The sequence below is a fragment of the Escherichia sp. WS1450 genome (assembly GCF_046487395.1).
In the GTDB taxonomy this organism is placed as follows: domain Bacteria; phylum Pseudomonadota; class Gammaproteobacteria; order Enterobacterales; family Enterobacteriaceae; genus Escherichia; species Escherichia coli.
The window spans coordinates 69,514-95,033 of the sequence record NZ_JBJQJO010000019.1; the positions used below are offsets into that span (position 1 = coordinate 69,514).

Annotated in this window: 25 protein-coding genes and 1 pseudogene; 22 read left to right on the forward strand and 4 right to left on the reverse strand. The window is 52.0% G+C overall.

Translation table 11 applies throughout. The annotated features are described in order from the left end of the window. The 19 genes from amiB to ACJHYR_RS19685 all read left to right on the forward strand — a co-directional run bounded on the left by amiB (nucleotide 1) and on the right by ACJHYR_RS19685 (nucleotide 19,747). Nucleotides 1-1,338 (forward strand): N-acetylmuramoyl-L-alanine amidase AmiB, encoded by a 1,338-nt coding sequence (amiB, locus tag ACJHYR_RS19595; protein ID WP_001577575.1) that lies wholly within the window; start codon nucleotides 1-3, stop codon nucleotides 1,336-1,338. A 9-nt stretch (nucleotides 1,339-1,347) separates the two neighbouring features. Then, the gene (gene mutL / locus ACJHYR_RS19600) at nucleotides 1,348-3,195 is read left to right on the forward strand and encodes a DNA mismatch repair endonuclease MutL (protein WP_001122471.1); all 1,848 of its coding nucleotides are present in this window, start codon (nucleotides 1,348-1,350) and stop codon (nucleotides 3,193-3,195) included. Next, entirely contained in the window at nucleotides 3,188-4,138 is a 951-nt protein-coding gene (gene miaA, locus ACJHYR_RS19605) for a tRNA (adenosine(37)-N6)-dimethylallyltransferase MiaA (RefSeq protein WP_001280339.1), read from the forward strand. Before mutL ends, miaA begins: the two co-directional genes overlap by 8 nt. An 85-nt stretch (nucleotides 4,139-4,223) precedes the next feature. Continuing rightward, nucleotides 4,224-4,532, forward strand: a complete 309-nt coding sequence (hfq, locus tag ACJHYR_RS19610) for an RNA chaperone Hfq (protein ID WP_001051883.1) — start codon at nucleotides 4,224-4,226, stop codon at nucleotides 4,530-4,532. 75 nt (nucleotides 4,533-4,607) lie between these two features. Beyond that, nucleotides 4,608-5,888 carry a ribosome rescue GTPase HflX gene (hflX, locus tag ACJHYR_RS19615; protein WP_000460360.1) on the forward strand — a complete coding sequence of 427 codons (1,281 nt, stop codon included), beginning with the start codon at nucleotides 4,608-4,610 and terminating at the stop codon, nucleotides 5,886-5,888. 85 nt (nucleotides 5,889-5,973) lie between these two features. Then, nucleotides 5,974-7,233: an FtsH protease activity modulator HflK gene (hflK, locus tag ACJHYR_RS19620; RefSeq protein WP_000312488.1), complete on the forward strand. Its 1,260-nt coding sequence runs from the start codon at nucleotides 5,974-5,976 to the stop codon at nucleotides 7,231-7,233. Between the two features lie 2 nt (nucleotides 7,234-7,235). Then, nucleotides 7,236-8,240, forward strand: a complete 1,005-nt coding sequence (hflC, locus tag ACJHYR_RS19625; RefSeq protein WP_001232412.1) for a protease modulator HflC — start codon at nucleotides 7,236-7,238, stop codon at nucleotides 8,238-8,240. 81 nt (nucleotides 8,241-8,321) lie between these two features. After that, on the forward strand, nucleotides 8,322-8,519 hold the full coding sequence (locus ACJHYR_RS19630; protein WP_001089295.1) for a DUF2065 domain-containing protein: 198 nt from the start codon (nucleotides 8,322-8,324) through the stop codon (nucleotides 8,517-8,519). Between the two features lie 103 nt (nucleotides 8,520-8,622). After that, complete coding sequence (purA, locus tag ACJHYR_RS19635; protein WP_000527955.1) at nucleotides 8,623-9,921, forward strand: adenylosuccinate synthase; 1,299 nt, start codon at nucleotides 8,623-8,625, stop codon at nucleotides 9,919-9,921. A gap of 204 nt (nucleotides 9,922-10,125) precedes the next feature. Then, nucleotides 10,126-10,551 (forward strand): nitric oxide-sensing transcriptional repressor NsrR, encoded by a 426-nt coding sequence (nsrR, locus tag ACJHYR_RS19640; RefSeq protein WP_001177639.1) that lies wholly within the window; start codon nucleotides 10,126-10,128, stop codon nucleotides 10,549-10,551. 38 nt (nucleotides 10,552-10,589) lie between these two features. Continuing rightward, nucleotides 10,590-13,031 (forward strand): ribonuclease R, encoded by a 2,442-nt coding sequence (gene rnr, locus ACJHYR_RS19645; RefSeq protein ID WP_000076316.1) that lies wholly within the window; start codon nucleotides 10,590-10,592, stop codon nucleotides 13,029-13,031. A gap of 90 nt (nucleotides 13,032-13,121) precedes the next feature. Continuing rightward, a complete protein-coding gene (gene rlmB / locus ACJHYR_RS19650) occupies nucleotides 13,122-13,853 on the forward strand; it encodes a 23S rRNA (guanosine(2251)-2'-O)-methyltransferase RlmB (RefSeq protein ID WP_001293282.1) in 732 nt (243 codons plus the stop codon). A gap of 126 nt (nucleotides 13,854-13,979) precedes the next feature. Then, entirely contained in the window at nucleotides 13,980-14,381 is a 402-nt protein-coding gene (locus tag ACJHYR_RS19655; RefSeq protein ID WP_000220123.1) for a YjfI family protein, read from the forward strand. An 18-nt stretch (nucleotides 14,382-14,399) separates the two neighbouring features. After that, a complete protein-coding gene (locus ACJHYR_RS19660) occupies nucleotides 14,400-15,098 on the forward strand; it encodes a PspA/IM30 family protein (RefSeq protein ID WP_000511955.1) in 699 nt (232 codons plus the stop codon). Between the two features lie 50 nt (nucleotides 15,099-15,148). Further along, nucleotides 15,149-15,808 (forward strand): YjfK family protein, encoded by a 660-nt coding sequence (locus tag ACJHYR_RS19665; protein ID WP_000012565.1) that lies wholly within the window; start codon nucleotides 15,149-15,151, stop codon nucleotides 15,806-15,808. 17 nt (nucleotides 15,809-15,825) lie between these two features. Then, nucleotides 15,826-16,224, forward strand: a complete 399-nt coding sequence (locus tag ACJHYR_RS19670) for a DUF350 domain-containing protein (protein ID WP_000547760.1) — start codon at nucleotides 15,826-15,828, stop codon at nucleotides 16,222-16,224. A gap of 9 nt (nucleotides 16,225-16,233) precedes the next feature. Then, the gene (locus ACJHYR_RS19675) at nucleotides 16,234-16,872 is read left to right on the forward strand and encodes a DUF1190 domain-containing protein (RefSeq protein WP_000101676.1); all 639 of its coding nucleotides are present in this window, start codon (nucleotides 16,234-16,236) and stop codon (nucleotides 16,870-16,872) included. A 2-nt stretch (nucleotides 16,873-16,874) separates the two neighbouring features. Further along, entirely contained in the window at nucleotides 16,875-18,038 is a 1,164-nt protein-coding gene (locus ACJHYR_RS19680) for a glutathionylspermidine synthase family protein (protein WP_059327966.1), read from the forward strand. Between the two features lie 83 nt (nucleotides 18,039-18,121). After that, nucleotides 18,122-19,747 (forward strand): isovaleryl-CoA dehydrogenase, encoded by a 1,626-nt coding sequence (locus tag ACJHYR_RS19685; RefSeq protein WP_001305666.1) that lies wholly within the window; start codon nucleotides 18,122-18,124, stop codon nucleotides 19,745-19,747. A 116-nt stretch (nucleotides 19,748-19,863) separates the two neighbouring features. On the opposite strand, the gene yjfN is transcribed toward ACJHYR_RS19685, so the two are convergent. Further along, nucleotides 19,864-20,139 carry a DUF1471 family protease activator YjfN gene (yjfN, locus tag ACJHYR_RS19690; RefSeq protein ID WP_000811566.1) on the reverse strand — a complete coding sequence of 92 codons (276 nt, stop codon included), beginning with the start codon at nucleotides 20,137-20,139 and terminating at the stop codon, nucleotides 19,864-19,866. A 148-nt stretch (nucleotides 20,140-20,287) separates the two neighbouring features. Next, a pseudogene (gene bsmA, locus ACJHYR_RS19695) lies at nucleotides 20,288-20,616 on the reverse strand (biofilm peroxide resistance protein BsmA). A gap of 181 nt (nucleotides 20,617-20,797) precedes the next feature. Between bsmA and yjfP the strand changes: the two are divergent. Next, nucleotides 20,798-21,547 carry an esterase gene (gene yjfP / locus ACJHYR_RS19700; protein WP_000569713.1) on the forward strand — a complete coding sequence of 250 codons (750 nt, stop codon included), beginning with the start codon at nucleotides 20,798-20,800 and terminating at the stop codon, nucleotides 21,545-21,547. Here yjfP and ulaR read toward each other — a convergent pair. Together ulaR and ulaG are read right to left on the reverse strand one after the other, a co-directional pair. Further along, complete coding sequence (gene ulaR, locus ACJHYR_RS19705; RefSeq protein WP_000133631.1) at nucleotides 21,544-22,299, reverse strand: HTH-type transcriptional regulator UlaR; 756 nt, start codon at nucleotides 22,297-22,299, stop codon at nucleotides 21,544-21,546. The two genes, yjfP and ulaR, sit on opposite strands and share 4 nt — an antisense overlap. A 107-nt stretch (nucleotides 22,300-22,406) precedes the next feature. Next, a complete protein-coding gene (gene ulaG / locus ACJHYR_RS19710) occupies nucleotides 22,407-23,471 on the reverse strand; it encodes an L-ascorbate 6-phosphate lactonase (RefSeq protein WP_001295191.1) in 1,065 nt (354 codons plus the stop codon). A 354-nt stretch (nucleotides 23,472-23,825) separates the two neighbouring features. Between ulaG and ulaA the strand changes: the two genes are divergently transcribed. Together ulaA and ulaB are read left to right on the forward strand one after the other, a co-directional pair. Then, nucleotides 23,826-25,223 (forward strand): PTS ascorbate transporter subunit IIC, encoded by a 1,398-nt coding sequence (gene ulaA, locus ACJHYR_RS19715; protein ID WP_001305665.1) that lies wholly within the window; start codon nucleotides 23,826-23,828, stop codon nucleotides 25,221-25,223. Nucleotides 25,224-25,238: 15 nt separating this feature from the next. After that, nucleotides 25,239-25,511 carry a PTS ascorbate transporter subunit IIB gene (gene ulaB / locus ACJHYR_RS19720; protein ID WP_072837428.1) on the forward strand — a complete coding sequence of 91 codons (273 nt, stop codon included), beginning with the start codon at nucleotides 25,239-25,241 and terminating at the stop codon, nucleotides 25,509-25,511. Nucleotides 25,512-25,520 lie beyond the last annotated feature (9 nt).

Below are 25,520 nucleotides of genomic sequence, written 5' to 3' on the forward strand. Positions count from 1 at the left end.
ATGATGTATCGCATCAGAAATTGGTTGGTAGCGACGTTGCTGCTGCTTTGCGCGCAGGTGGGCGCCGCGACGCTCTCTGATATTCAGGTTTCTAACGGCAACCAACAGGCGCGGATAACGTTGAGTTTTATTGGCGATCCTGATTATGCGTTTAGCCATCAAAGCAAACGCACCGTGGCGCTCGATATCAAACAAACGGGGGTAATTCAGGGGCTGCCGTTGTTGTTTAGCGGCAATAATCTGGTGAAGGCGATTCGCTCCGGAACGCCTAAAGATGCACAAACGCTACGGCTGGTGGTCGATCTTACCGAAAACGGTAAAACCGAAGCGGTGAAGCGGCAGAATGGCAGCAATTACACTGTCGTCTTTACGATTAACGCCGATGTGCCGCCACCGCCTCCTCCGCCGCCTGTGGTTGCGAAACGCGTTGAAACGCCTGCGGTTGTCGCACCGCGCGTCAGCGAACCGGCGCGCAATCCGTTTAAAACGGAAAGTAACCGCACTACAGGTGTTATCAGCAGTAATACGGTAACGCGTCCGGCAGCGCGTGCGACGGCTAACACTGGCGATAAAATTATCATCGCTATTGATGCAGGACACGGCGGTCAGGACCCTGGCGCTATCGGCCCCGGCGGTACGCGGGAGAAAAATGTCACCATCGCCATCGCACGTAAATTGCGTACTTTGCTCAATGACGATCCGATGTTTAAAGGCGTTTTAACTCGTGACGGGGATTACTTTATCTCGGTGATGGGGCGCAGCGATGTGGCACGTAAGCAAAACGCCAATTTCCTCGTGTCGATTCACGCTGATGCCGCACCGAACCGCAGTGCGACTGGCGCTTCCGTATGGGTGCTCTCTAACCGTCGCGCCAACAGCGAAATGGCCAGCTGGCTGGAGCAGCACGAGAAACAGTCGGAGCTACTGGGCGGAGCGGGCGATGTGCTGGCGAACAGTCAGTCTGACCCCTATTTAAGCCAGGCGGTGCTGGATTTACAGTTCGGTCATTCCCAGCGGGTAGGGTATGATGTAGCGACCAGTATGATCAGTCAGTTGCAACGCATTGGCGAAATACATAAACGTCGGCCAGAACATGCCAGCCTTGGTGTTCTGCGTTCGCCGGATATCCCGTCAGTACTGGTCGAAACCGGTTTTATCAGCAACAACAGCGAAGAACGTTTGCTGGCGAGCGACGATTACCAACAACAGCTGGCAGAAGCCATTTACAAAGGCCTGCGCAATTATTTCCTTGCGCATCCGATGCAATCTGCGCCGCAGGGTGCAGCGGCACAAACGGCCAGTACGGTGACGACGCCAGATCGCACGCTGCCAAACTAAGGATTATTGATGCCAATTCAGGTCTTACCGCCACAACTGGCGAACCAGATTGCCGCAGGTGAGGTGGTCGAGCGACCTGCGTCGGTAGTCAAAGAACTGGTGGAAAACAGCCTCGATGCAGGTGCGACGCGTATCGATATTGATATCGAACGCGGTGGGGCGAAACTTATCCGCATTCGTGATAACGGCTGCGGTATCAAAAAAGATGAGCTGGCGCTGGCGCTGGCGCGTCATGCCACCAGTAAAATCGCCTCTCTGGACGATCTCGAAGCCATTATCAGCCTGGGCTTTCGCGGTGAGGCGCTGGCGAGTATCAGTTCGGTTTCCCGCCTGACGCTCACTTCACGTACCGCAGAACAGCAGGAAGCCTGGCAGGCCTATGCCGAAGGGCGCGATATGGACGTGACGGTAAAACCGGCGGCGCATCCGGTGGGAACGACGCTGGAGGTGCTGGATCTGTTCTACAACACCCCGGCGCGGCGCAAATTCCTGCGCACCGAGAAAACCGAATTTAACCATATCGATGAAATTATTCGCCGCATTGCGCTGGCGCGTTTCGACGTCACGATCAACCTGTCGCATAACGGTAAAATTGTGCGTCAGTACCGCGCAGTGCCGGAAGGCGGGCAAAAAGAACGGCGCTTAGGCGCGATTTGCGGCACCGCTTTTCTCGAACAAGCGCTGGCGATTGAATGGCAACACGGCGATCTTACGCTGCGCGGCTGGGTGGCAGATCCGAATCACACCACGCCCGCACTGGCGGAAATTCAGTATTGCTATGTGAATGGTCGCATGATGCGCGATCGCCTGATCAATCACGCGATCCGCCAGGCCTGTGAAGACAAACTGGGGGCCGATCAGCAACCGGCATTTGTGCTGTATCTGGAGATCGACCCACATCAGGTGGACGTCAACGTGCACCCTGCCAAACACGAAGTGCGTTTCCATCAGTCGCGTCTGGTGCATGATTTTATCTATCAGGGCGTGCTGAGCGTGCTACAACAGCAACTGGAAACGCCGCTACCGCTGGACGATGAACCACAACCTGCACCGCGCGCCATCCCGGAAAACCGCGTGGCGGCGGGGCGCAATCATTTTGCTGAACCGGCAGTTCGTGAGCCAGTAGCTCCGCGTTACACTCCTGCGCCCGCCTCAGGCAGTCGTCCGGCTGCCCCTTGGCCGAATGCGCAGCCAGGTTACCAGAAACAGCAAGGTGAAGTGTATCGCCAGCTTTTGCAAACGCCCGCGCCGATGCAAAAACCAAAAGCGCCAGAACCGCAGGAACCTGCACTTGCGGCGAACAGTCAGAGTTTTGGTCGGGTACTGACTATCGTCCATTCCGACTGTGCGTTGCTGGAGCGCGACGGCAACATTTCACTTTTAGCCTTGCCAGTGGCAGAACGTTGGCTGCGTCAGGCGCAACTGACGCCGGGTGAAGCGCCAGTTTGCGCCCAGCCGTTGCTGATTCCGCTGCGGCTAAAAGTTTCTGGTGAAGAAAAATCGGCATTAGAAAAAGCGCAGTCTGCCCTGGCGGAATTGGGTATTGATTTCCAGTCCGATGCGCAGCATGTGACCATCAGGGCCGTGCCTTTACCCTTACGCCAACAAAATTTACAAATCTTGATTCCTGAACTGATAGGCTACCTGGCGAAGCAGTCCGTATTCGAACCTGGCAATATTGCGCAGTGGATTGCACGAAATCTGATGAGCGAACATGCGCAGTGGTCAATGGCGCAGGCCATAACCCTGCTGGCGGACGTGGAACGGTTATGTCCGCAACTTGTGAAAACGCCGCCGGGTGGTCTGTTACAATCTGTTGATTTACATCCGGCGATAAAAGCCCTGAAAGATGAGTGATATCAGTAAGGCGAGCCTGCCTAAGGCGATTTTTTTGATGGGGCCGACGGCCTCCGGTAAAACGGCGTTAGCCATTGAGCTGCGTAAAATTTTACCAGTAGAGTTGATAAGCGTTGATTCTGCCCTTATTTACAAAGGGATGGATATCGGGACGGCGAAGCCGAACGCTGAAGAGTTACTCGCCGCGCCGCACCGATTGCTGGATATTCGCGATCCGTCGCAGGCTTACTCGGCTGCTGATTTTCGCCGCGATGCGCTGGCGGAAATGGCCGATATCACCGCGGCGGGGCGGATCCCACTGTTAGTGGGCGGTACGATGTTGTATTTCAAGGCATTGCTGGAAGGGTTGTCGCCGCTACCGTCGGCGGACCCGGAAGTGCGGGCCAGAATTGAGCAACAGGCGGCAGAGCAAGGTTGGGAGTCATTGCATCGTCAACTTCAGGAGATCGATCCGGTTGCGGCAGCAAGGATTCATCCAAATGATCCACAAAGGCTTTCCCGGGCACTGGAAGTTTTTTTCATTTCGGGTAAAACTTTAACGGAACTGACGCAAACGTCAGGAGACGCTCTACCGTATCAGGTGCATCAGTTCGCCATCGCCCCGGCGAGCCGTGAACTGCTCCATCAACGAATTGAGCAGCGTTTTCATCAGATGTTGGCTTCAGGTTTTGAAGCAGAAGTCCGGGCGCTTTTTGCCCGAGGAGATTTGCATACGGACTTGCCTTCCATTCGTTGCGTGGGTTATCGCCAGATGTGGTCTTACCTTGAAGGCGAAATCTCATACGATGAAATGGTTTATCGAGGTGTTTGCGCCACGAGACAGTTGGCGAAGCGGCAGATAACCTGGCTGCGTGGTTGGGAAGGGGTTCACTGGCTTGACAGTGAAAAACCAGAACAAGCGCGTGACGAAGTATTACAGGTTGTTGGTGCTATCGCAGGCTGAATGTGTACAATTGAGACGTATCGTGCGCAATTTTTTCAGAATCGAAAGGTTCAAAGTACAAATAAGCATATAAGGAAAAGAGAGAATGGCTAAGGGGCAATCTTTACAAGATCCGTTCCTGAACGCACTGCGTCGGGAACGTGTTCCAGTTTCTATTTATTTGGTGAATGGTATTAAGCTGCAAGGGCAAATCGAGTCTTTTGATCAGTTCGTGATCCTGTTGAAAAACACGGTCAGCCAGATGGTTTACAAGCACGCGATTTCTACTGTTGTCCCGTCTCGCCCGGTTTCTCATCACAGTAACAACGCCGGTGGCGGTACCAGCAGTAACTACCATCATGGTAGCAGCGCGCAGAATACTTCCGCGCAACAGGACAGCGAAGAAACCGAATAAGGTTTCGGGCTGTTTTTTTACACGGGGAGCCAGCGATCCTGCGTTCCCCGCTGATCTATTTAGAGGGTTATACGCTTGTTTGACCGTTATGATGCTGGTGAGCAGGCGGTACTGGTACACATCTATTTTACGCAAGACAAAGATATGGAAGATCTCCAGGAGTTTGAATCTCTGGTCTCTTCCGCCGGTGTCGAAGCATTGCAGGTGATTACCGGTAGCCGTAAAGCGCCGCACCCAAAGTATTTTGTAGGTGAAGGTAAAGCAGTTGAAATTGCGGAAGCTGTCAAAGCGACGGGTGCTTCGGTCGTTCTTTTTGACCATGCCCTGAGCCCGGCGCAAGAGCGTAACCTGGAGCGTTTGTGCGAGTGTCGTGTCATCGACCGCACCGGCCTTATTTTAGATATTTTCGCCCAACGTGCGCGTACCCATGAGGGTAAGTTGCAGGTTGAGCTGGCGCAGCTGCGCCATCTGGCTACGCGCCTGGTGCGTGGCTGGACCCACCTTGAAAGACAGAAAGGCGGGATTGGTTTGCGTGGTCCGGGTGAAACCCAGCTCGAAACCGACCGTCGTTTGTTGCGTAATCGCATCGTGCAGATACAGTCGCGCCTGGAAAGAGTTGAAAAGCAGCGTGAGCAGGGGCGGCAATCGCGTATCAAAGCCGACGTTCCTACTGTTTCGCTGGTGGGATATACCAACGCCGGTAAATCTACCCTTTTCAATCGCATCACCGAAGCGCGGGTCTACGCGGCAGACCAGTTGTTTGCCACCCTCGACCCGACGTTGCGGCGTATTGACGTCGCGGATGTCGGTGAAACCGTGTTGGCAGATACCGTAGGGTTTATTCGCCACCTGCCGCACGATCTGGTGGCGGCATTTAAAGCCACGTTACAAGAGACGCGGCAAGCCACATTGCTGCTGCACGTCATTGATGCGGCGGATGTACGTGTACAAGAAAACATCGAAGCGGTGAATACGGTTCTTGAAGAGATCGACGCTCACGAGATCCCAACCCTGCTGGTGATGAACAAGATCGATATGCTGGAAGATTTCGAACCGCGTATTGATCGGGATGAAGAGAACAAACCGATCCGTGTCTGGCTTTCCGCACAGACCGGAGCGGGGATACCACAGCTTTTTCAGGCTTTGACGGAGCGGCTTTCCGGCGAGGTGGCGCAGCATACATTGCGTCTGCCACCGCAGGAAGGGCGTCTGAGAAGTCGTTTTTATCAGCTTCAGGCAATAGAAAAAGAGTGGATGGAGGAGGACGGCAGCGTAAGTCTGCAAGTTCGTATGCCGATCGTTGACTGGCGTCGCCTCTGTAAACAAGAACCGGCGTTGATCGATTACCTGATCTAACGGCGTAGCGTCTGAAGCGTGGAGTCATATCCTCTGGCGTCGAAAGACAACAGGGATCACCGCATAACAAATATGGAGCACAAACATGGCGTGGAATCAGCCCGGTAATAACGGACAAGACCGCGACCCGTGGGGAAGCAGCAAACCTGGCGGCAACTCTGAGGGAAATGGAAACAAAGGCGGTCGCGATCAAGGGCCACCTGATTTAGATGATATCTTCCGCAAGCTGAGCAAAAAGCTTGGTGGTCTGGGCGGCGGTAAAGGCACTGGATCTGGCGGTGGCAGTTCATCGCAAGGCCCGCGCCCGCAGCTTGGCGGTCGTGTCGTTACCATCGCAGCGGCAGCGATTGTCATTATCTGGGCGGCCAGTGGTTTCTATACCATTAAAGAAGCCGAACGTGGCGTGGTAACACGCTTTGGTAAATTCAGCCATCTGGTTGAGCCGGGTCTGAACTGGAAACCGACGTTTATCGACGAAGTCAAACCGGTGAACGTGGAAGCCGTGCGTGAACTGGCCGCTTCTGGTGTGATGCTGACGTCGGACGAGAACGTAGTGCGCGTTGAGATGAACGTGCAGTACCGCGTCACCAATCCGGAAAAATATCTGTATAGCGTGACCAGCCCGGATGACAGCCTGCGTCAGGCTACCGACAGTGCCCTGCGTGGGGTTATCGGTAAATACACCATGGACCGCATTCTGACGGAAGGTCGTACCGTGATTCGTAGCGATACTCAGCGCGAACTGGAAGAGACGATTCGTCCGTATGACATGGGTATCACTCTGCTGGACGTCAACTTCCAGGCAGCTCGTCCGCCGGAAGAAGTAAAAGCGGCGTTTGACGATGCGATTGCCGCGCGTGAAAACGAACAGCAATACATTCGTGAAGCAGAAGCGTATACCAACGAAGTTCAGCCGCGTGCGAACGGTCAGGCGCAACGTATCCTCGAAGAGGCGCGTGCGTACAAGGCCCAGACCATCCTGGAAGCTCAGGGTGAAGTGGCGCGCTTTGCTAAACTTCTGCCGGAATATAAAGCCGCGCCGGAAATTACTCGCGAGCGTCTGTATATCGAGACGATGGAAAAAGTGTTGGGTAACACCCGCAAAGTGCTGGTTAACGATAAAGGTGGCAACCTGATGGTTCTGCCGTTAGACCAGATGCTGAAAGGTGGTAACGCCCCTGCGGCGAAGAGCGATAACGGTGCCAGCAATCTGCTGCGTCTGCCGCCAGCCTCTTCCTCCACAACCAGTGGAGCAAGCAACACGTCGTCCACCAGTCAGGGCGATATTATGGACCAACGCCGCGCCAACGCGCAGCGTAACGACTACCAGCGTCAGGGGGAATAACGATGCGTAAGTCAGTTATCGCGATTATCATCATCGTGCTGGTAGTGCTTTACATGTCTGTCTTTGTCGTCAAAGAAGGTGAGCGCGGTATTACGCTGCGTTTTGGTAAGGTACTGCGTGACGATGACAACAAACCTCTGGTTTATGAGCCGGGTCTGCATTTCAAGATACCGTTCATTGAAACGGTGAAAATGCTCGACGCACGTATTCAGACCATGGACAACCAGGCCGACCGCTTTGTGACCAAAGAGAAGAAAGACCTGATCGTCGACTCTTACATCAAATGGCGCATCAGCGATTTCAGCCGTTACTACCTGGCAACGGGTGGTGGCGACATTTCGCAAGCGGAAGTGCTGTTGAAACGTAAGTTCTCTGACCGTCTGCGTTCTGAAATTGGTCGCCTGGACGTGAAAGATATCGTCACTGATTCCCGTGGTCGTCTGACCCTCGAAGTACGTGACGCGCTGAACTCCGGTTCTGCGGGTACAGAAGATGAAGTTACTACCCCGGCGGCAGATAACGCCATTGCCGAAGCGGCAGAGCGCGTAACGGCTGAGACGAAGGGCAAAGTTCCGGTCATCAACCCGAACAGTATGGCGGCGCTGGGTATTGAAGTTGTCGATGTGCGTATCAAGCAGATCAACCTGCCGACCGAAGTGTCTGAAGCGATCTACAACCGTATGCGCGCCGAGCGTGAAGCGGTAGCGCGTCGTCACCGTTCACAAGGTCAGGAAGAAGCTGAAAAACTGCGCGCGACTGCCGACTATGAAGTGACCAGAACGCTGGCAGAAGCTGAGCGTCAGGGCCGCATCATGCGTGGTGAAGGCGATGCCGAAGCAGCCAAACTGTTTGCTGATGCATTCAGTAAAGATCCGGACTTCTACGCATTCATCCGTAGCCTGCGTGCTTATGAGAACAGCTTCTCTGGCAATCAGGACGTGATGGTCATGAGCCCGGACAGCGATTTCTTCCGCTACATGAAGACGCCGACTTCCGCAACGCGTTAATATAACGACTGCGGTACAGGTCAATAAAGCCACCGCATCCTCAGGGATGTCGGTGGTTTTCTTTTTCTATAAGGATAATGAATGAATTCGACAATCTGGCTGGCGCTTGCCCTGGTTTTGGTACTGGAAGGTTTAGGGCCGATGCTTTACCCGAAGGCATGGAAGAAGATGATCTCTGCGATGACCAATTTGCCCGATAATATTTTACGTCGTTTTGGCGGTGGACTTGTGGTTGCGGGCGTTGTGGTCTACTACATGTTGAGGAAAACGATTGGCTGAACAAAAAACAGACTGATCGAGGTCATTTTTGAGTGCAAAAAGTGCTGTAACTCTGAAAAAGCGATGGTAGAATCCATTTTTAAGCAAACGGTGATTTTGAAAAATGGGTAACAACGTCGTCGTACTGGGCACCCAATGGGGTGACGAAGGTAAAGGTAAGATCGTCGATCTTCTGACTGAACGGGCTAAATATGTTGTACGCTACCAGGGCGGTCACAACGCAGGCCATACTCTCGTAATCAACGGTGAAAAAACCGTTCTCCATCTTATTCCATCAGGTATTCTCCGCGAGAATGTAACCAGCATCATCGGTAACGGTGTTGTGCTGTCTCCAGCCGCGCTGATGAAAGAGATGAAAGAACTGGAAGACCGTGGCATCCCCGTTCGTGAGCGTCTGCTGCTGTCTGAAGCATGTCCGCTGATCCTTGATTATCACGTTGCGCTGGATAACGCGCGTGAGAAAGCGCGTGGCGCGAAAGCGATCGGCACCACCGGTCGTGGTATCGGGCCTGCTTATGAAGATAAAGTGGCACGTCGCGGTCTGCGTGTTGGCGACCTTTTCGACAAAGAAACCTTCGCTGAAAAACTGAAAGAAGTGATGGAATATCACAACTTCCAGTTGGTTAACTACTACAAAGCTGAAGCGGTTGATTACCAGAAAGTTCTGGATGATACGATGGCTGTTGCCGACATCCTGACTTCTATGGTGGTTGACGTTTCTGACCTGCTCGACCAGGCGCGTCAGCGTGGCGATTTCGTCATGTTCGAAGGTGCTCAGGGTACGCTGCTGGATATCGACCACGGTACTTATCCGTACGTAACATCTTCCAACACCACTGCTGGTGGCGTGGCGACCGGTTCCGGCCTGGGCCCGCGTTATGTTGATTACGTTCTGGGTATCCTCAAAGCTTACTCCACTCGTGTGGGTGCAGGTCCGTTCCCGACTGAACTGTTTGATGAAACTGGCGAGTTCCTCTGCAAGCAGGGTAACGAATTCGGCGCAACTACGGGTCGTCGTCGTCGTACCGGCTGGCTGGACACCGTTGCCGTTCGTCGTGCGGTACAGCTGAACTCCCTGTCTGGCTTCTGCCTGACCAAGCTGGACGTTCTGGATGGCCTGAAAGAGGTGAAACTCTGCGTGGCTTACCGTATGCCGGATGGTCGTGAAGTGACTACCACTCCGCTGGCAGCTGACGACTGGAAAGGTGTAGAGCCGATTTACGAAACCATGCCGGGCTGGTCTGAATCCACCTTCGGCGTGAAAGATCGTAGCGGCCTGCCGCAGGCGGCGCTGAACTACATCAAGCGTATTGAAGAGCTGACCGGTGTGCCGATCGATATCATCTCTACCGGTCCGGATCGTACTGAAACCATGATTCTGCGCGACCCGTTCGACGCGTAATTCTGGTACGCCTGGCAGATATTTTGCCTGCCGGGCTAACAGTGTGATACATTGCTGTGTCGGGTAAGCCATTACGCTATCCGACACAGTGTTAAATCCTCGCTTTTTTCCTTCCCCGAACTGAAATAAATTAGCGACACAGCTTGTGGCTGGTTTATCATCAATATAAATGTATTTTTTCCCGATTTCCCTTTTGAGGTTGATGTGCAGTTAACGAGTTTCACTGATTACGGATTACGTGCGCTGATCTACATGGCGTCATTGCCAGAAGGGCGGATGACCAGTATTTCTGAAGTGACTGACGTCTACGGCGTCTCCCGTAATCATATGGTCAAAATAATCAATCAACTTAGTCGTGCCGGCTACGTGACTGCTGTTCGTGGAAAAAATGGCGGCATTCGTCTGGGTAAACCGGCGAGTGCGATACGTATTGGTGATGTGGTGCGCGAGCTGGAGCCCTTATCGCTGGTGAATTGCAGCAGTGAGTTTTGCCACATTACACCTGCCTGTCGGTTGAAACAGGCGCTTTCTAAGGCCGTGCAAAGTTTTCTTACGGAACTGGATAACTACACGCTTGCCGATTTGGTTGAAGAGAATCAACCGCTTTATAAATTATTGCTGGTGGAGTGACGAAAATCTTCATCAGAGATGACAACGGAGGAACCGAGATGTCACAAGATCCATTCCAGGAACGCGAAGCTGAAAAATACGCGAATCCCATCCCTAGTCGGGAATTTATCCTCGAACATTTAACCAAACGTGAAAAACCGGCCAGCCGTGATGAGCTGGCGGTAGAACTGCACATTGAAGGCGAAGAGCAGCTTGAAGGCCTGCGTCGCCGCCTGCGCGCGATGGAGCGCGATGGTCAACTGGTCTTCACTCGTCGTCAGTGCTATGCGCTGCCGGAACGCCTCGACCTGGTGAAAGGTACCGTTATTGGCCACCGTGATGGCTACGGCTTTCTGCGGGTTGAAGGGCGTAAAGATGATTTGTATCTCTCCAGCGAGCAGATGAAAACCTGCATTCATGGCGATCAGGTGCTGGCGCAGCCGCTGGGCGCTGACCGTAAAGGTCGTCGTGAAGCGCGTATCGTCCGCGTACTGGTACCAAAAACCAGCCAGATTGTTGGTCGCTACTTTACCGAAGCGGGCGTCGGCTTTGTGGTTCCTGACGACAGTCGTTTGAGCTTCGATATCTTAATCCCGCCCGATCAGATCATGGGCGCGCGGATGGGCTTTGTGGTGGTGGTTGAACTGACCCAACGCCCGACTCGCCGTACCAAAGCGGTGGGTAAAATCGTCGAAGTACTTGGCGACAATATGGGCACCGGCATGGCGGTTGATATTGCTCTGCGTACCCATGAAATTCCGTACATCTGGCCGCAGGCTGTTGAGCAACAGGTTGCCGGGCTGAAAGAAGAAGTGCCGGAAGAAGCAAAAGCGGGCCGTGTTGATCTGCGCGATTTACCGCTGGTCACCATTGATGGCGAAGACGCCCGTGACTTTGACGATGCGGTTTACTGCGAGAAAAAACGCGGCGGCGGCTGGCGTTTATGGGTCGCGATTGCCGACGTCAGCTACTATGTGCGCCCTCCAACGCCGCTGGACAGAGAAGCGCGTAACCGTGGTACGTCGGTGTACTTCCCTTCGCAGGTTATCCCGATGCTGCCGGAAGTGCTCTCTAACGGTCTGTGTTCGCTTAACCCGCAGGTAGACCGCCTGTGTATGGTGTGCGAGATGACGGTTTCGTCGAAAGGCCGCCTGACTGGCTACAAATTCTATGAAGCGGTAATGAGCTCTCACGCACGTCTGACCTACACCAAAGTCTGGCATATTCTGCAGGGCGATCAGGATCTGCGCGAGCAGTACGCCCCGCTGGTTAAGCATCTCGAAGAGTTGCATAACCTCTATAAAGTGCTGGATAAAGCCCGTGAAGAACGTGGTGGGATCTCATTTGAGAGCGAAGAAGCGAAGTTCATTTTCAACGCTGAACGCCGTATTGAACGTATCGAACAGACCCAGCGTAACGACGCACACAAATTAATTGAAGAGTGTATGATTCTGGCGAATATCTCGGCGGCGCGTTTCGTTGAGAAAGCCAAGGAACCAGCACTGTTCCGTATTCACGACAAGCCGAGCACCGAAGCAATTACCTCTTTCCGTTCAGTGCTGGCGGAGCTGGGGCTGGAATTGCCGGGCGGTAACAAGCCGGAACCGCGTGATTACGCGGAGCTACTGGAGTCGGTTGCCGATCGTCCTGATGCAGAAATGCTGCAAACCATGCTGCTGCGCTCGATGAAACAGGCGATTTACGATCCGGAAAACCGTGGTCACTTCGGTCTGGCGTTGCAGTCCTATGCGCACTTTACTTCGCCGATTCGTCGTTATCCTGACCTGACGCTGCACCGCGCCATTAAATATCTGCTGGCGAAAGAGCAGGGGCATCAGGGCAATACCACTGAAACCGGTGGTTACCATTATTCGATGGAAGAGATGCTGCAACTGGGTCAGCACTGTTCGATGGCGGAACGTCGTGCCGACGAAGCAACACGCGATGTAGCTGACTGGCTGAAGTGTGACTTCATGCTCGACCAGGTAGGTAACGTCTTTAAAGGCGTAATTTCCAGCGTCACTGGCTTTGGCTTCTTCGTCCGTCTGGACGACTTGTTCATTGATGGTCTGGTCCATGTCTCTTCGCTGGACAATGACTACTATCGCTTTGACCAGGTAGGGCAACGCCTGATGGGTGAATCCAGCGGCCAGACTTATCGCCTGGGCGATCGCGTGGAAGTTCGCGTCGAAGCGGTTAATATGGACGAGCGTAAAATCGACTTTAGCCTGATCTCCAGCGAACGCGCACCGCGCAACGTCGGTAAAACGGCGCGCGAGAAAGCGAAAAAAGGCGATGCAGGTAAAAAAGGCGGCAAGCGTCGTCAGGTCGGTAAAAAGGTAAACTTTGAGCCAGACAGCGCCTTCCGCGGTGAGAAAAAAACGAAGCCGAAAGCGGCGAAGAAAGACGCGAGAAAAGCGAAAAAGCCATCGGCGAAAACGCAGAAAATAGCTGCAGCGACCAAAGCAAAGCGTGCGGCGAAGAAAAAAGTGGCAGAGTGATCATTACCCTCTTCAAACAGAAGAGGGTGAATTATCCGTAGGCCGGGCAAGCGTGGCGCTCCCGGCAAAACGTAAACAACGAGTACATTAATGAGCGAAATGATTTACGGCATCCACGCAGTGCAGGCCCTGCTGGAGCGCGCCCCTGAACGTTTTCAGGAAGTCTTTATTTTAAAAGGCCGTGAAGATAAACGTCTGTTACCGCTGATTCACGCCCTTGAGTCCCAGGGCGTGGTTATCCAGTTGGCGAACCGTCAGTATCTCGACGAGAAAAGCGACGGTGCCGTGCATCAGGGCATTATCGCCCGTGTGAAGCCAGGACGGCAGTATCAGGAAAACGATCTGCCGGATCTGATCGCTTCGCTCGATCAACCGTTCCTGCTGATCCTCGACGGCGTAACCGATCCGCACAACCTCGGCGCGTGCCTGCGTAGCGCGGACGCCGCTGGTGTTCATGCGGTGATTGTGCCGAAAGATCGCTCCGCACAGCTCAACGCCACGGCGAAAAAAGTAGCCTGCGGCGCGGCAGAAAGTGTTCCGCTGATTCGGGTGACTAACCTTGCGCGCACCATGCGTATGTTGCAGGAAGAGAATATCTGGATCGTCGGTACGGCAGGTGAGGCGGATCATACACTTTATCAGAGCAAAATGACCGGACGGCTGGCACTGGTGATGGGCGCGGAAGGTGAAGGTATGCGTCGCCTGACTCGTGAACATTGCGACGAGTTGATCAGCATCCCAATGGCAGGAAGCGTTTCTTCCCTGAACGTTTCTGTGGCGACAGGGATTTGCTTATTTGAAGCGGTGCGACAGCGCAGCTAGTTCCTCTGAATTTTGAAAAGCCATCCAGATTTGGATGGTTTTTTTTTGTCTATAGCTGGTAAGATAATTACGTACTGCAAATATTCATTTTATTAATATTTAAACTTAATTTATATGGAATAATATATGACATGGAATCCGTTGGCGCTGGCGACGGCGCTGCAAACTGTACCTGAACAAAATATTGATGTAACAAATGGCGAGAACGCATTAATTATTAAAATGAATGATTATGGCGATTTGCAAATCAATATTCTATTTACTTCCCGCCAAATGATTATCGAAACCTTTATTTGTCCGGTAAGTAGTATCAGCAATCCAGATGAATTTAATACCTTCTTATTAAGAAATCAGAAGATGATGCCGTTGTCATCGGTAGGGATCTCCAGCGTACAACAGGAAGAGTATTACATTGTTTTCGGGGCGTTATCGCTTAAATCTTCTCTTGAAGATATCCTGCTTGAGATAACCTCGCTGGTAGATAACGCATTGGATCTGGCTGAAATTACAGAAGAATATTCACTCTAATTACAAGGACGGGTATTTATGGGAATTTTAAAAAGTTTATTTACGCTGGGGAAATCGTTTATCTCCCAGGCGGAAGAATCCATTGAAGAAACCCAGGGCGTGCGCATGCTGGAACAGCATATCCGTGACGCTAAAGCTGAACTCGATAAAGCCGGAAAATCTCGCGTTGATCTGCTGGCGCGGGTGAAATTAAGTCACGATAAGCTGAAAGATTTACGTGAGCGCAAAGCCAGTCTGGAAGCCCGTGCGCTGGAAGCGTTAAGCAAGAACGTTAATCCGTCGTTGATTAACGAAGTTGCTGAAGAAATCGCGCGCCTTGAGAATCTCATTACCGCTGAAGAGCAAGTGTTGTCGAATCTGGAAGTCTCCCGTGATGGCGTGGAAAAAGCAGTTACAGCGACAGCGCAGCGTATCGCTCAGTTTGAGCAGCAAATGGAAGTCGTTAAAGCCACTGAAGCCATGCAGCGTGCACAACAGGCTGTAACGACCTCTACCGTTGGCGCATCTTCCAGCGTTTCGACAGCGGCAGAATCCTTAAAACGCCTGCAAACGCGTCAGGCCGAACGTCAGGCTCGCCTGGATGCTGCCGCACAGTTGGAAAAAGTCGCAGACGGTCGCGATCTTGATGAAAAGCTGGCGGAAGCCGGAATAGGCGGTAGCAATAAAAGTAGCGCCCAGGATGTATTAGCAAGACTGCAACGCCAACAGGGCGAGTAATTTTTTTGCCAGCCTCACTGCAAGGCTGGCAACTATTTTAAGGATAAAATATGTCTGGTTTTTTCCAGCGTCTGTTTGGCAAGGATAATAAGCCTGCTATCGCTCGCGGTCCGCTGGGTCTGCATCTCAATAGTGGTTTTACGCTCGACACGTTAGCGTTTCGTTTGCTGGAAGATGAATTGCTGATTGCGCTGCCGGGTGAGGAATTTACGGTAGCCGCCGTCAGCCGCATCGATCTGGGCGGCGGTAGCCAGATTTTCCGCTACTACACTTCGGGCGATGAATTTCTGCAAATCAATACCACCGGCGGTGAAGATATTGATGACATTGATGATATTAAGCTCTTTGTCTATGAAGAGAGCTACGGTATCAGTAAAGAGAGTCACTGGCGCGAGGCGATCAACGCCAAAGCGATGGGGGCTATGACCTTAAACTGGCAGGAAAAACGCTGGCAGCGATTTTTTAACAGTGAAGAACCGGGAAATATCGAACCCGTCTACATGCTGGAAAAAGTAGAAAATCAAAACCATGCCAAATGGGAGGTCCATAATTTTACCATGGGCTACCAACGGCAAGTAACCGAAGATACTTACGAATATTTGCTGCTAAATGGTGAGGAATCTTTTAACGATCTCGGCGAGCCAGAGTGGTTATTTTCGCGCGCGTTGGGTGTCGATATCCCGCTGACATCACTTCATATTATTGGTTAATTACAAGGACGTTTACAATGCATATACTGGATTCTCTTCTTGCCTTTAGTGCCTATTTTTTTATTGGCGTGGCTATGGTGATTATTTTTCTGTTTATCTATTCTAAAATTACACCGCACAACGAATGGCAGTTAATCAAAAACAATAATACCGCGGCGTCACTGGCGTTCAGCGGTACATTGTTGGGTTACGTGATCCCGTTATCCAGTGCGGCAATCAATGCGGTGAGTATTCCAGACTATTTCGCCTGGGGCGGGATCGCACTGGTGATTCAGTTACTCGTTTTTGCTGGCGTCAGACTTTATATGCCCGCATTAAGCGAAAAAATTATTAATCACAATACCGCAGCAGGAATGTTTATGGGAACCGCCGCACTGGCTGGCGGTATTTTTAACGCAGCTTGTATGACATGGTAATGGACGATCATGGCCAGAAAACGCAAATCAAGAAATAACAGTAAAATTGGTCACGGAGCGATCAGTCGCATTGGTAGACCGAATAATCCTTTTGAACCGCGTCGCAATCGTTACGCACAAAAATACTTAACGTTGGCGCTAATGGGCGGTGCCGCTTTTTTCGTATTGAAAGGTTGTGGCGATAGTGGCGATGTCGATAACGACGGCGACGGAACGTTTTACTCGACTGTGCAGGATTGTATTGATGACGGTAATAATTCAGATATCTGTGCTCATGGCTGGAACAACGCCAAAGCGGCGTTTTATGCCGATGTTCCGAAGAATATGACTCAGCAGAATTGCCAGTCTAAGTATGAAAATTGTTACTACGACAACGTTGAACAGAGTTGGATCCCGGTCGTTTCTGGATTTTTGTTAAGCCGGGTTATTCGTAAAGATCGCGATGAGCAGTTTGTTTATAACAGCGGCGGTTCCTCTTTTGCTTCGCGCCCCGTCTGGCGCAACACTTCCGGTGATTACTCCTGGCGCTCCGGTTCTGGCAAAAAAGAGTCTTACTCTTCGGGCGGCTTTACCACCAAAAAAGCGTCAACCGTTTCTCGCGGCGGCTATGGTCGTTCTTCCAGCGCCCGTGGGCATTGGGGAGGCTAATCATGCTGAGACACAACGTTCCTGTGCGGCGGGATCTGGACCAGATCGCCGCTGACAACGGTTTCGACTTTCATATCATCGACAATGAAATCTATTGGGACGAGAGTCGGGCTTACCGTTTTACTCTGCGCCAGATTGAAGAGCAGATCGAAAAACCGACTGCGGAACTGCATCAGATGTGCCTTGAGGTGGTGGATCGCGCGGTTAAAGACGAAGAGATCCTGACGCAACTGGCGATCCCTCCGTTGTACTGGGATGTGATCGCTGAAAGCTGGCGCGCACGCGATCCTTCGCTGTATGGCCGGATGGATTTTGCCTGGTGTGGCAATGCGCCGGTGAAGCTGCTGGAGTACAACGCCGATACGCCAACCTCGTTGTATGAATCGGCTTATTTCCAGTGGCTGTGGCTGGAAGATGCCCGGCGCAGCGGCATTATTCCGCGTGATGCCGATCAGTACAATGCCATTCAGGAACGCCTGATTTCGCGCTTTAGCGAGCTTTACAGTCGGGAACCGTTTTATTTTTGCTGCTGTCAGGACACCGATGAAGACAGGAGTACCGTGCTGTACTTGCAGGACTGCGCCCAGCAGGCAGGGCAGGAGTCGCGGTTTATCTACATTGAAGATCTCGGTTTGGGCGTCGGCGGCGTACTGACCGATCTTGATGATAATGTCATCCAGCGTGCATTTAAGCTGTATCCGCTGGAGTGGATGATGCGTGACGATAACGGTCCGCTGCTGCGCAAGCGCCGCGAGCAATGGGTGGAGCCGTTATGGAAAAGTATCTTGAGCAACAAAGGGTTAATGCCGCTGCTTTGGCGCTTCTTTCCTAGTCATCCTAACCTTCTTGCATCCTGGTTTGAGGGCGAAAAACCGCAGATTGCCGCTGGCGAAAGCTATGTGCGTAAACCGATCTACTCACGCGAAGGCGGAAACGTCACCATTTTCGACGGTCAGAATAACGTCGTTGACCACGCTGATGGTGATTACGCCGATGAACCGATGATCTACCAGGCGTTTCAACCTCTGCCGCGATTTGGCGATAGCTACACACTCATCGGTAGATGGATTGTCGATGATGAAGCGTGCGGAATGGGGATCCGTGAAGATAACACGCTGATCACCAAAGACACCTCACGTTTCGTTCCGCATTACATTGCTGGATAAGAATGTTTTAGCAATCTCTTTCTGTCATGAATCCATGGCAGTGACCATACTAATGGTGACTGCCATTGATGGAGGGAGACACAGTGCACTGGCAAACTCACACCGTTTTTAATCAACCTATGCCATTAAATAACAGCAACTTATACCTGTCTGATGGCGCGCTCTGCGAAGCGGTAACGCGTGAAGGTGCTGGCTGGGATAGCGATTTTCTAGCCAGTATTGGTCAGCAGTTAGGGACGGCTGAATCCCTTGAACTGGGGCGGCTGGCGAATGTGAATCCGCCTGAATTATTGCGCTACGATGCCCAGGGGCGGCGTCTGGACGATGTGCGTTTTCACCCCGCCTGGCACCTGCTGATGCAGGCGCTATGTACCAATCGGGTGCACAATCTTGCCTGGGAAGAAGACGCTCGCTCCGGCGCATTTGTGGCGCGCGCGGCGCGTTTTATGTTGCACGCACAGGTTGAGGCAGGGTCGTTATGTCCGATAACGATGACCTTTGCCGCCACGCCATTGTTGTTACAGATGTTACCCACGCCGTTTCAGGACTGGACCACGCCGCTGTTGAGCGATCGCTACGATTCTCACTTATTGCCAGGTGGGCAAAAACGCGGTTTGTTGATTGGCATGGGAATGACGGAAAAGCAGGGTGGTTCCGATGTCATGAGCAACACCACCCGCGCAGAGCGCCTGGAAGATGGCTCTTATCGGCTGGTGGGGCATAAATGGTTTTTCTCGGTGCCGCAAAGCGATGCGCATCTGGTGCTGGCGCAGACTACGGGCGGTTTGTCCTGCTTTTTTGTGCCGCGCTTTTTGCCTGACGGGCAACGCAACGCGATTCGCCTCGAGCGGCTGAAAGATAAGCTGGGTAATCGCTCTAACGCCAGCTGCGAAGTGGAGTTTCAGGATGCCATTGGCTGGTTGTTGGGGCAGGAAGGGGAAGGAATTCGTCTGATCCTGAAAATGGGGGGGATGACGCGTTTTGATTGCGCCCTGGGTAGCCATGCCATGATGCGCCGTGCATTTTCGCTGGCGATTTATCATGCACATCAACGCCATGTTTTTGGTAATCCATTGATCCAACAGCCCCTTATGCGTCATGTCTTAAGTCGCATGGCACTTCAGCTTGAAGGGCAAACGGCGTTGCTGTTTCGTCTTGCGCGAGCGTGGGACCGGCGTGCCGATGCCAAAGAAGCCCTGTGGGCGCGTTTATTTACGCCTGCGGCGAAATTTGTGATCTGCAAACGAGGTATGCCGTTTGTGGCCGAAGCGATGGAGGTGCTGGGCGGCATTGGTTATTGCGAGGAGAGCGAGCTGCCGCGGCTTTACCGGGAGATGCCGGTAAACAGTATTTGGGAAGGTTCCGGTAATATTATGTGCCTGGATGTGCTGCGCGTTCTCAATAAGCAAGCGGGTGTATACGACTTATTGTCGGAAGCATTTGTGGAAGTGAAAGGGCAGGATCGCTATTTTGATCGCGCGGTTCGTCGTTTACAGCAGCAGCTGCGTAAGCCTGCTGAAGAACTGGGGCGAGAGATTACTCATCAGCTATTCCTGCTGGGCTGCGGTGCGCAAATGTTGAAATATGCCTCTCCGCCAATGGCGCAGGCGTGGTGTCAGGTGATGTTAGATACGCGCGGCGGCGTACGGTTGTCAGAGCAGATCCAGAATGATTTATTGCTGCGGGCGACGGGGGGAGTGTGTGTGTAAGCGTATACGACTGATGCAACGCTGGTTTCGATTAACTCAATGAAATATGTGAAAATTATAGGCCGGACAAGGCGCTCGCGCCGCATCCGGCATTGTTCATTTGCTGTAGATGACACTCACGCATACAGTATCGCCTGCACGCGCCAGTTATCAGGCTGCTGGTCTTCGTACATGGTAATAATGCGGTACCATGACGCACCTTGTTCATCGGCCTTTAACGCCACGATACGTTCCACGTCCTGCGGATCCCCTGAAATATTGCTAACTGATATCTGACCTATTTCATTCAGGCCCGTCACGCAGTCAGCACTGGCGAATTCTGCAGACTGTGCCGTGGCGCTCGCAGGATAAGTCACTAATTGCAGCGAGGGTGAGGCAAGTAATTGTTTCATCGTCAGCTCCATTTTTCGTTTCCCCGCATGTTGCAGGGCATTCCATCGCGGTAATAAACGCCCAGGCTTCCAGCCGGTAATTTATTGTGCACAGGTAAACGCATAGGGACGCAAAGCAATGTAAAGCTGACTATGTAAGTTGTCTGATTTATTTACGGTACAAAATGGCTTGTGATACCACTGTCCTGTCACGATGGTTTCGTCCACCATGACGACAACGTAATAATCAGCTTTTGCAGCGACAGCTTTCGCTCTGATTTCTGCTAATGCGTCATCCGGAGAACCCCGAACCATCGTACTTACGCTACCTATTCGCTGTAACCCTTGCGTCTGGTCGCGGCGAATCTCTTGCGGATGGTCGGTTACTGGCGGTGCTGGCTGTGGCGTACCTTGCAGTGCGCTACAGGCACTTAACATCAACACCAATAATAAACTGGCAAACCGGTAAATAACGCTATTACGTTTCCTGCTAACCATAGTGTAGTGCCTTATTAATTTAACTTTGGGGGAATGTTCCCGAATTGTTACCTGGTACGCGATTTTCGAATGAAAACGTGACGAAAGCGTAACCCACATCTCAACATTATGAACTAATACCGCCAGCAGAAACTTGTGCTAAGGATTTCTTCATGTCATACCAGACAAAAAGGAGAGACAGATGATTGAAATAGAATCACGCGAGCTGGCAGATATTCCCGTTCTTCATGCTTATCCTGTCGGGCAAAAAGATACCCCGTTACCGTGTGTGATTTTTTATCACGGCTTTACTTCGTCCAGTCTGGTGTATAGCTATTTTGCCGTTGCGCTGGCGCAGGCTGGTTTGCGGGTGATCATGCCGGATGCGCCCGATCACGGTAGCCGTTTTAGTGGCGACGCAGCGCGGCGGTTAAATCAATTCTGGCAAATCTTGCTACAAAGTATGCAGGAATTCACTACCTTACGTGCGGCAATAGCCGAAGAAAACTGGCTGCGTGATGACCGTCTGGCAGTCGGTGGCGCGTCGATGGGCGCGATGACGGCACTGGGAATTACCGCTCGCCACCCCACGGTGAAATGTACCGCCAGCATGATGGGATCGGGCTATTTTACATTGCTCGCCCGTTCACTGTTTCCACCGCTGATACCTGAAACGGCAGCACAGCAGAATGAATCCAATAACATTGTCGCGCAGCTGGCAGAGTGGGAAGCGACAAACCACCTGGAACAACTTGGTGACAGACCTCTACTGCTGTGGCATGGCCTTGACGATGACGTCGTGCCTGCCGACGAATCACTACGTTTGCAGCAGGCCTTAAGCGAGACGGGACGGGATAAACTGCTAACCTGTTCATGGCAGCCAGGCGTGCGTCACCGCATTACGCCTGAGGCGTTAGATGCTGCCGTGACATTTTTCCGCCAGCATCTTTAAACACGCAGAATGCTGACCCCTTGCGCTTCCAGTTGTTGCAGGATTTCCGGGTTAGCATTTTTGCCGGTGATCAGCATATCGATTTGATCGGCACGGCTAAAAAGCATTCCCGCGCGTTCGCCAATCTTACTGCTATCAACCAGTACCACCAGTTTCCCTACCACGCTCAGCATCTTCTGCTCTGCCATTGCCGTCAACATATCGGTTTTATACAACCCTTCTGCTGTCAGCCCTTTGCCGCTGGTAAACATCCAGTGCCCGGCATAGAGACTGTTTTCGCTACCTTGCGGGCTTAAAGTGATGGACTGACTTTTGTTGTACTGTCCGCCCATAATGATCACGCTGTCATGCTCCTGATCGATCAGGTAATTTGCCAGCGGTAGATAATTAGTGATGATTTGCACAGGCTTGCCACACATTTCCCGCCCAAGCAGAAACGCGGTGGAGCCGCAGTTGATGACTACGCTTTCGCCCGGATTAACCAGCTGCGAGGCCGCTTTAGCAATACGTACTTTTTCATCGTGATTCTGCGCCTGATGCAGATTCATCGGCGTCCAGCGCGGGCGCTGTTGGGTAATAGCTTCTGCGCCATTGCGCACTTTTTTCAGTTTGCCGCTTTCGTCAAGTTTATTGATATCGCGTCGCGCAGTGGCAGGCGAAATTCCCAGACGCTCAACGACTTTCTCAACGGTCACAAAGCCCAATTGTGCGAGCATTTCCAGGAGGATTTGATGTCTTTGTGCTTCAGTCATGAGCTATTCCGATAAAATTTGATTTTTTTAGATGATATTTGAAATAGCCAGGAAATACTACGCCGGATAGCGCGAACTACTCCACGCTATCCGGTATAAACGACAGATTACAGGAATGACTTGAACGGCAGATCCGGTTCAATAGTGAAGCAATCATCGAAACCACGCGGATAGTGGTACTCGAAGTTGTCTTTATCCAACGGCCAGGTAAATTTGCCGCCCACCTGCCAGATAAACGGCTTGAAGCCATACTTCAGACGATCTTTTTTCATCTCCCACAGCACGCGGATTTCTTGCGGATCGGCCTGGAAGTTTGACCAGATGTCGTGGTGGAACGGGATAACCACTTTCGCATTCAGGGCTTCACCCATACGCAGCATATCGGCGCTGGTCATTTTGTCGGTAATACCGCGCGGGTTCTCACCATACGATCCTAACGCCACATCGATCTGATGTTCGTTACCGTGCTTCGCATAATAGTTAGAGTAGTGGGAATCGCCACTGTGATACAGGGAACCGCCAGGGGTTTTGAACAGGTAGTTTACTGCGCGATCGTCCATGCCATCTGGCAGTACGCCAGCCGCTTTTTGATCGGCAGGCAGGGTGATCAGTGCAGTACGGTCGAAAGCGTCAAGCGCATGAATTTCAATGTCTTTCACTTTTACAACATCGCCCGGTTTGACCACGATGCAACGCTCTTTCGGTACGCCCCAGCCAATCCACAAATCAACGCAGGTTTTCGGTCCAATGAATGGTACGTCATCAGCACAGTTCTGCATCACGGCAGCAGCGACGTTAACGTCGATATGATCGTTGTGATCGTGAGTCGCCAGTACCGCGTCGATCTGGCGAATCGCAAACGGATCAAGAACAAACGGGGTGGTGCGCAGGTTTGGCTGCAGTTTTTTCACGCCAGCCATGCGCTGCATCTGGTGACCCTGTTTCATTAACGGGTTACCGTGACTTTGTTTGCCAGTGCCGCACCAGAAATCAACGCAAACGTTGGTGCCACCTTCTGATTTCAGCCAGATCCCGGTGCAGCCTAGCCACCACATCGCAAATGTGCCAGGGGCGACCTGCTCTTGTTCAATTTCTTCATTCAGCCAGCTACCCCACTCCGGGAAAGTGCTCAGGATCCAGGATTCTCGGGTGATACTTTTCACTTTACTCATCGCCATTTACCTTCATGATAGTTCAATTCGAATCAACATGTGATTGGTTTTGATTAATCATGACACTATTTTTTCAGGAAGGCAATGACCATTTTTTGACTTTTTGCCAGGGAAGTTGTTGTTGATTTTGAGTATGGAAAGATTTAATGGAATGTGTAATTCAATTAACTAAATGAATTTAAATGAATAATTGTATCGTTGTGTGAATCCCACTCTATCCATGTGGAATTATTTGCGGGTCGCGTCACATTTAATCATAAATAATCTTGTTGTGATTACTTTTGAAAATTAGAGTGAGTGCACAACATTCTGGGTGTGTGGAATACCCGGTTACCTCTTCTTCAGGAGATCGTTATGGAGATCCTCTACAACATCTTTACCGTGTTTTTTAACCAGGTCATGACCAATGCCCCGTTACTGCTGGGTATTGTGACCTGTCTGGGCTACATCCTGCTGCGCAAAAGTGTCAGCGTTATTATCAAAGGTACGATAAAAACCATAATTGGTTTCATGTTGTTGCAGGCAGGGTCCGGCATCCTGACCAGTACCTTCAAACCGGTGGTGGCGAAAATGTCGGAAGTCTACGGCATCAACGGTGCAATTTCAGATACTTACGCGTCGATGATGGCAACCATTGAACGCATGGGTGATGCCTATAGCTGGGTAGGTTACGCGGTGTTGTTAGCGCTGGCGCTGAACATCTGTTACGTGCTGCTGCGTCGCATTACCGGTATTCGTACCATCATGCTGACTGGTCATATCATGTTCCAGCAGGCGGGGCTGATTGCCGTTACGTTGTTTATTTTCGGCTACTCCATGTGGACGACCATTATCTGCACGGCGATTCTGGTTTCGCTCTACTGGGGCATTACCTCCAACATGATGTACAAGCCGACTCAGGAAGTGACGGACGGCTGCGGTTTCTCCATCGGTCACCAGCAACAGTTTGCATCATGGATTGCCTATAAAGTTGCGCCGTTCCTCGGCAAAAAAGAGGAAAGCGTTGAAGACCTCAAACTGCCAGGCTGGCTGAATATTTTCCACGACAACATCGTCTCCACGGCGATTGTCATGACCATCTTCTTTGGTGCCATTCTGCTCTCCTTCGGTATCGACACCGTGCAGGCGATGGCAGGCAAAGTGCACTGGACGGTCTATATCCTGCAAACCGGTTTCTCCTTCGCGGTGGCGATCTTCATCATCACTCAGGGTGTGCGCATGTTTGTGGCGGAACTCTCTGAAGCGTTTAACGGTATCTCCCAGCGCCTGATCCCTGGTGCGGTTCTGGCGATTGACTGTGCGGCTATTTATAGCTTCGCGCCGAACGCCGTGGTCTGGGGCTTTATGTGGGGCACCATCGGTCAGCTGATTGCGGTTGGCATCCTGGTCGCCTGCGGTTCCTCGATCCTGATTATCCCAGGCTTTATTCCGATGTTCTTCTCTAACGCCACCATCGGCGTGTTCGCTAACCACTTCGGCGGCTGGCGTGCGGCGCTGAAGATTTGTCTGGTGATGGGGATGATCGAAATCTTTGGCTGCGTCTGGGCGGTGAAACTCACCGGTATGAGTGCCTGGATGGGTATGGCGGACTGGTCGATTCTGGCACCACCGATGATGCAGGGCTTCTTCTCCGTCGGTATCGCCTTTATGGCCGTCATCATTGTAATTGCACTGGCTTATATGTTCTTCGCTGGCCGCGCGCTGCGCGCAGAAGAAGATGCAGAAAAACAACTGGCAGAACAGTCTGCTTAATAAGGAGTTTTGATTATGACCGTACGTATTCTGGCTGTGTGTGGCAACGGACAAGGCAGTTCCATGATCATGAAGATGAAAGTGGACCAGTTTTTAACCCAATCAAACATTGACCACACGGTAAACAGCTGCGCGGATATCATCATCGCTTCTACGCACATTGCGGGCGAAATCACCGTGACCGGCAACAAATATGTGGTTGGCGTGCGCAACATGCTCTCTCCTGCTGACTTTGGCCCGAAACTGCTGGAAGTGATCAAAGAGCATTTCCCGCAGGATGTGAAGTAAGGACGCGCC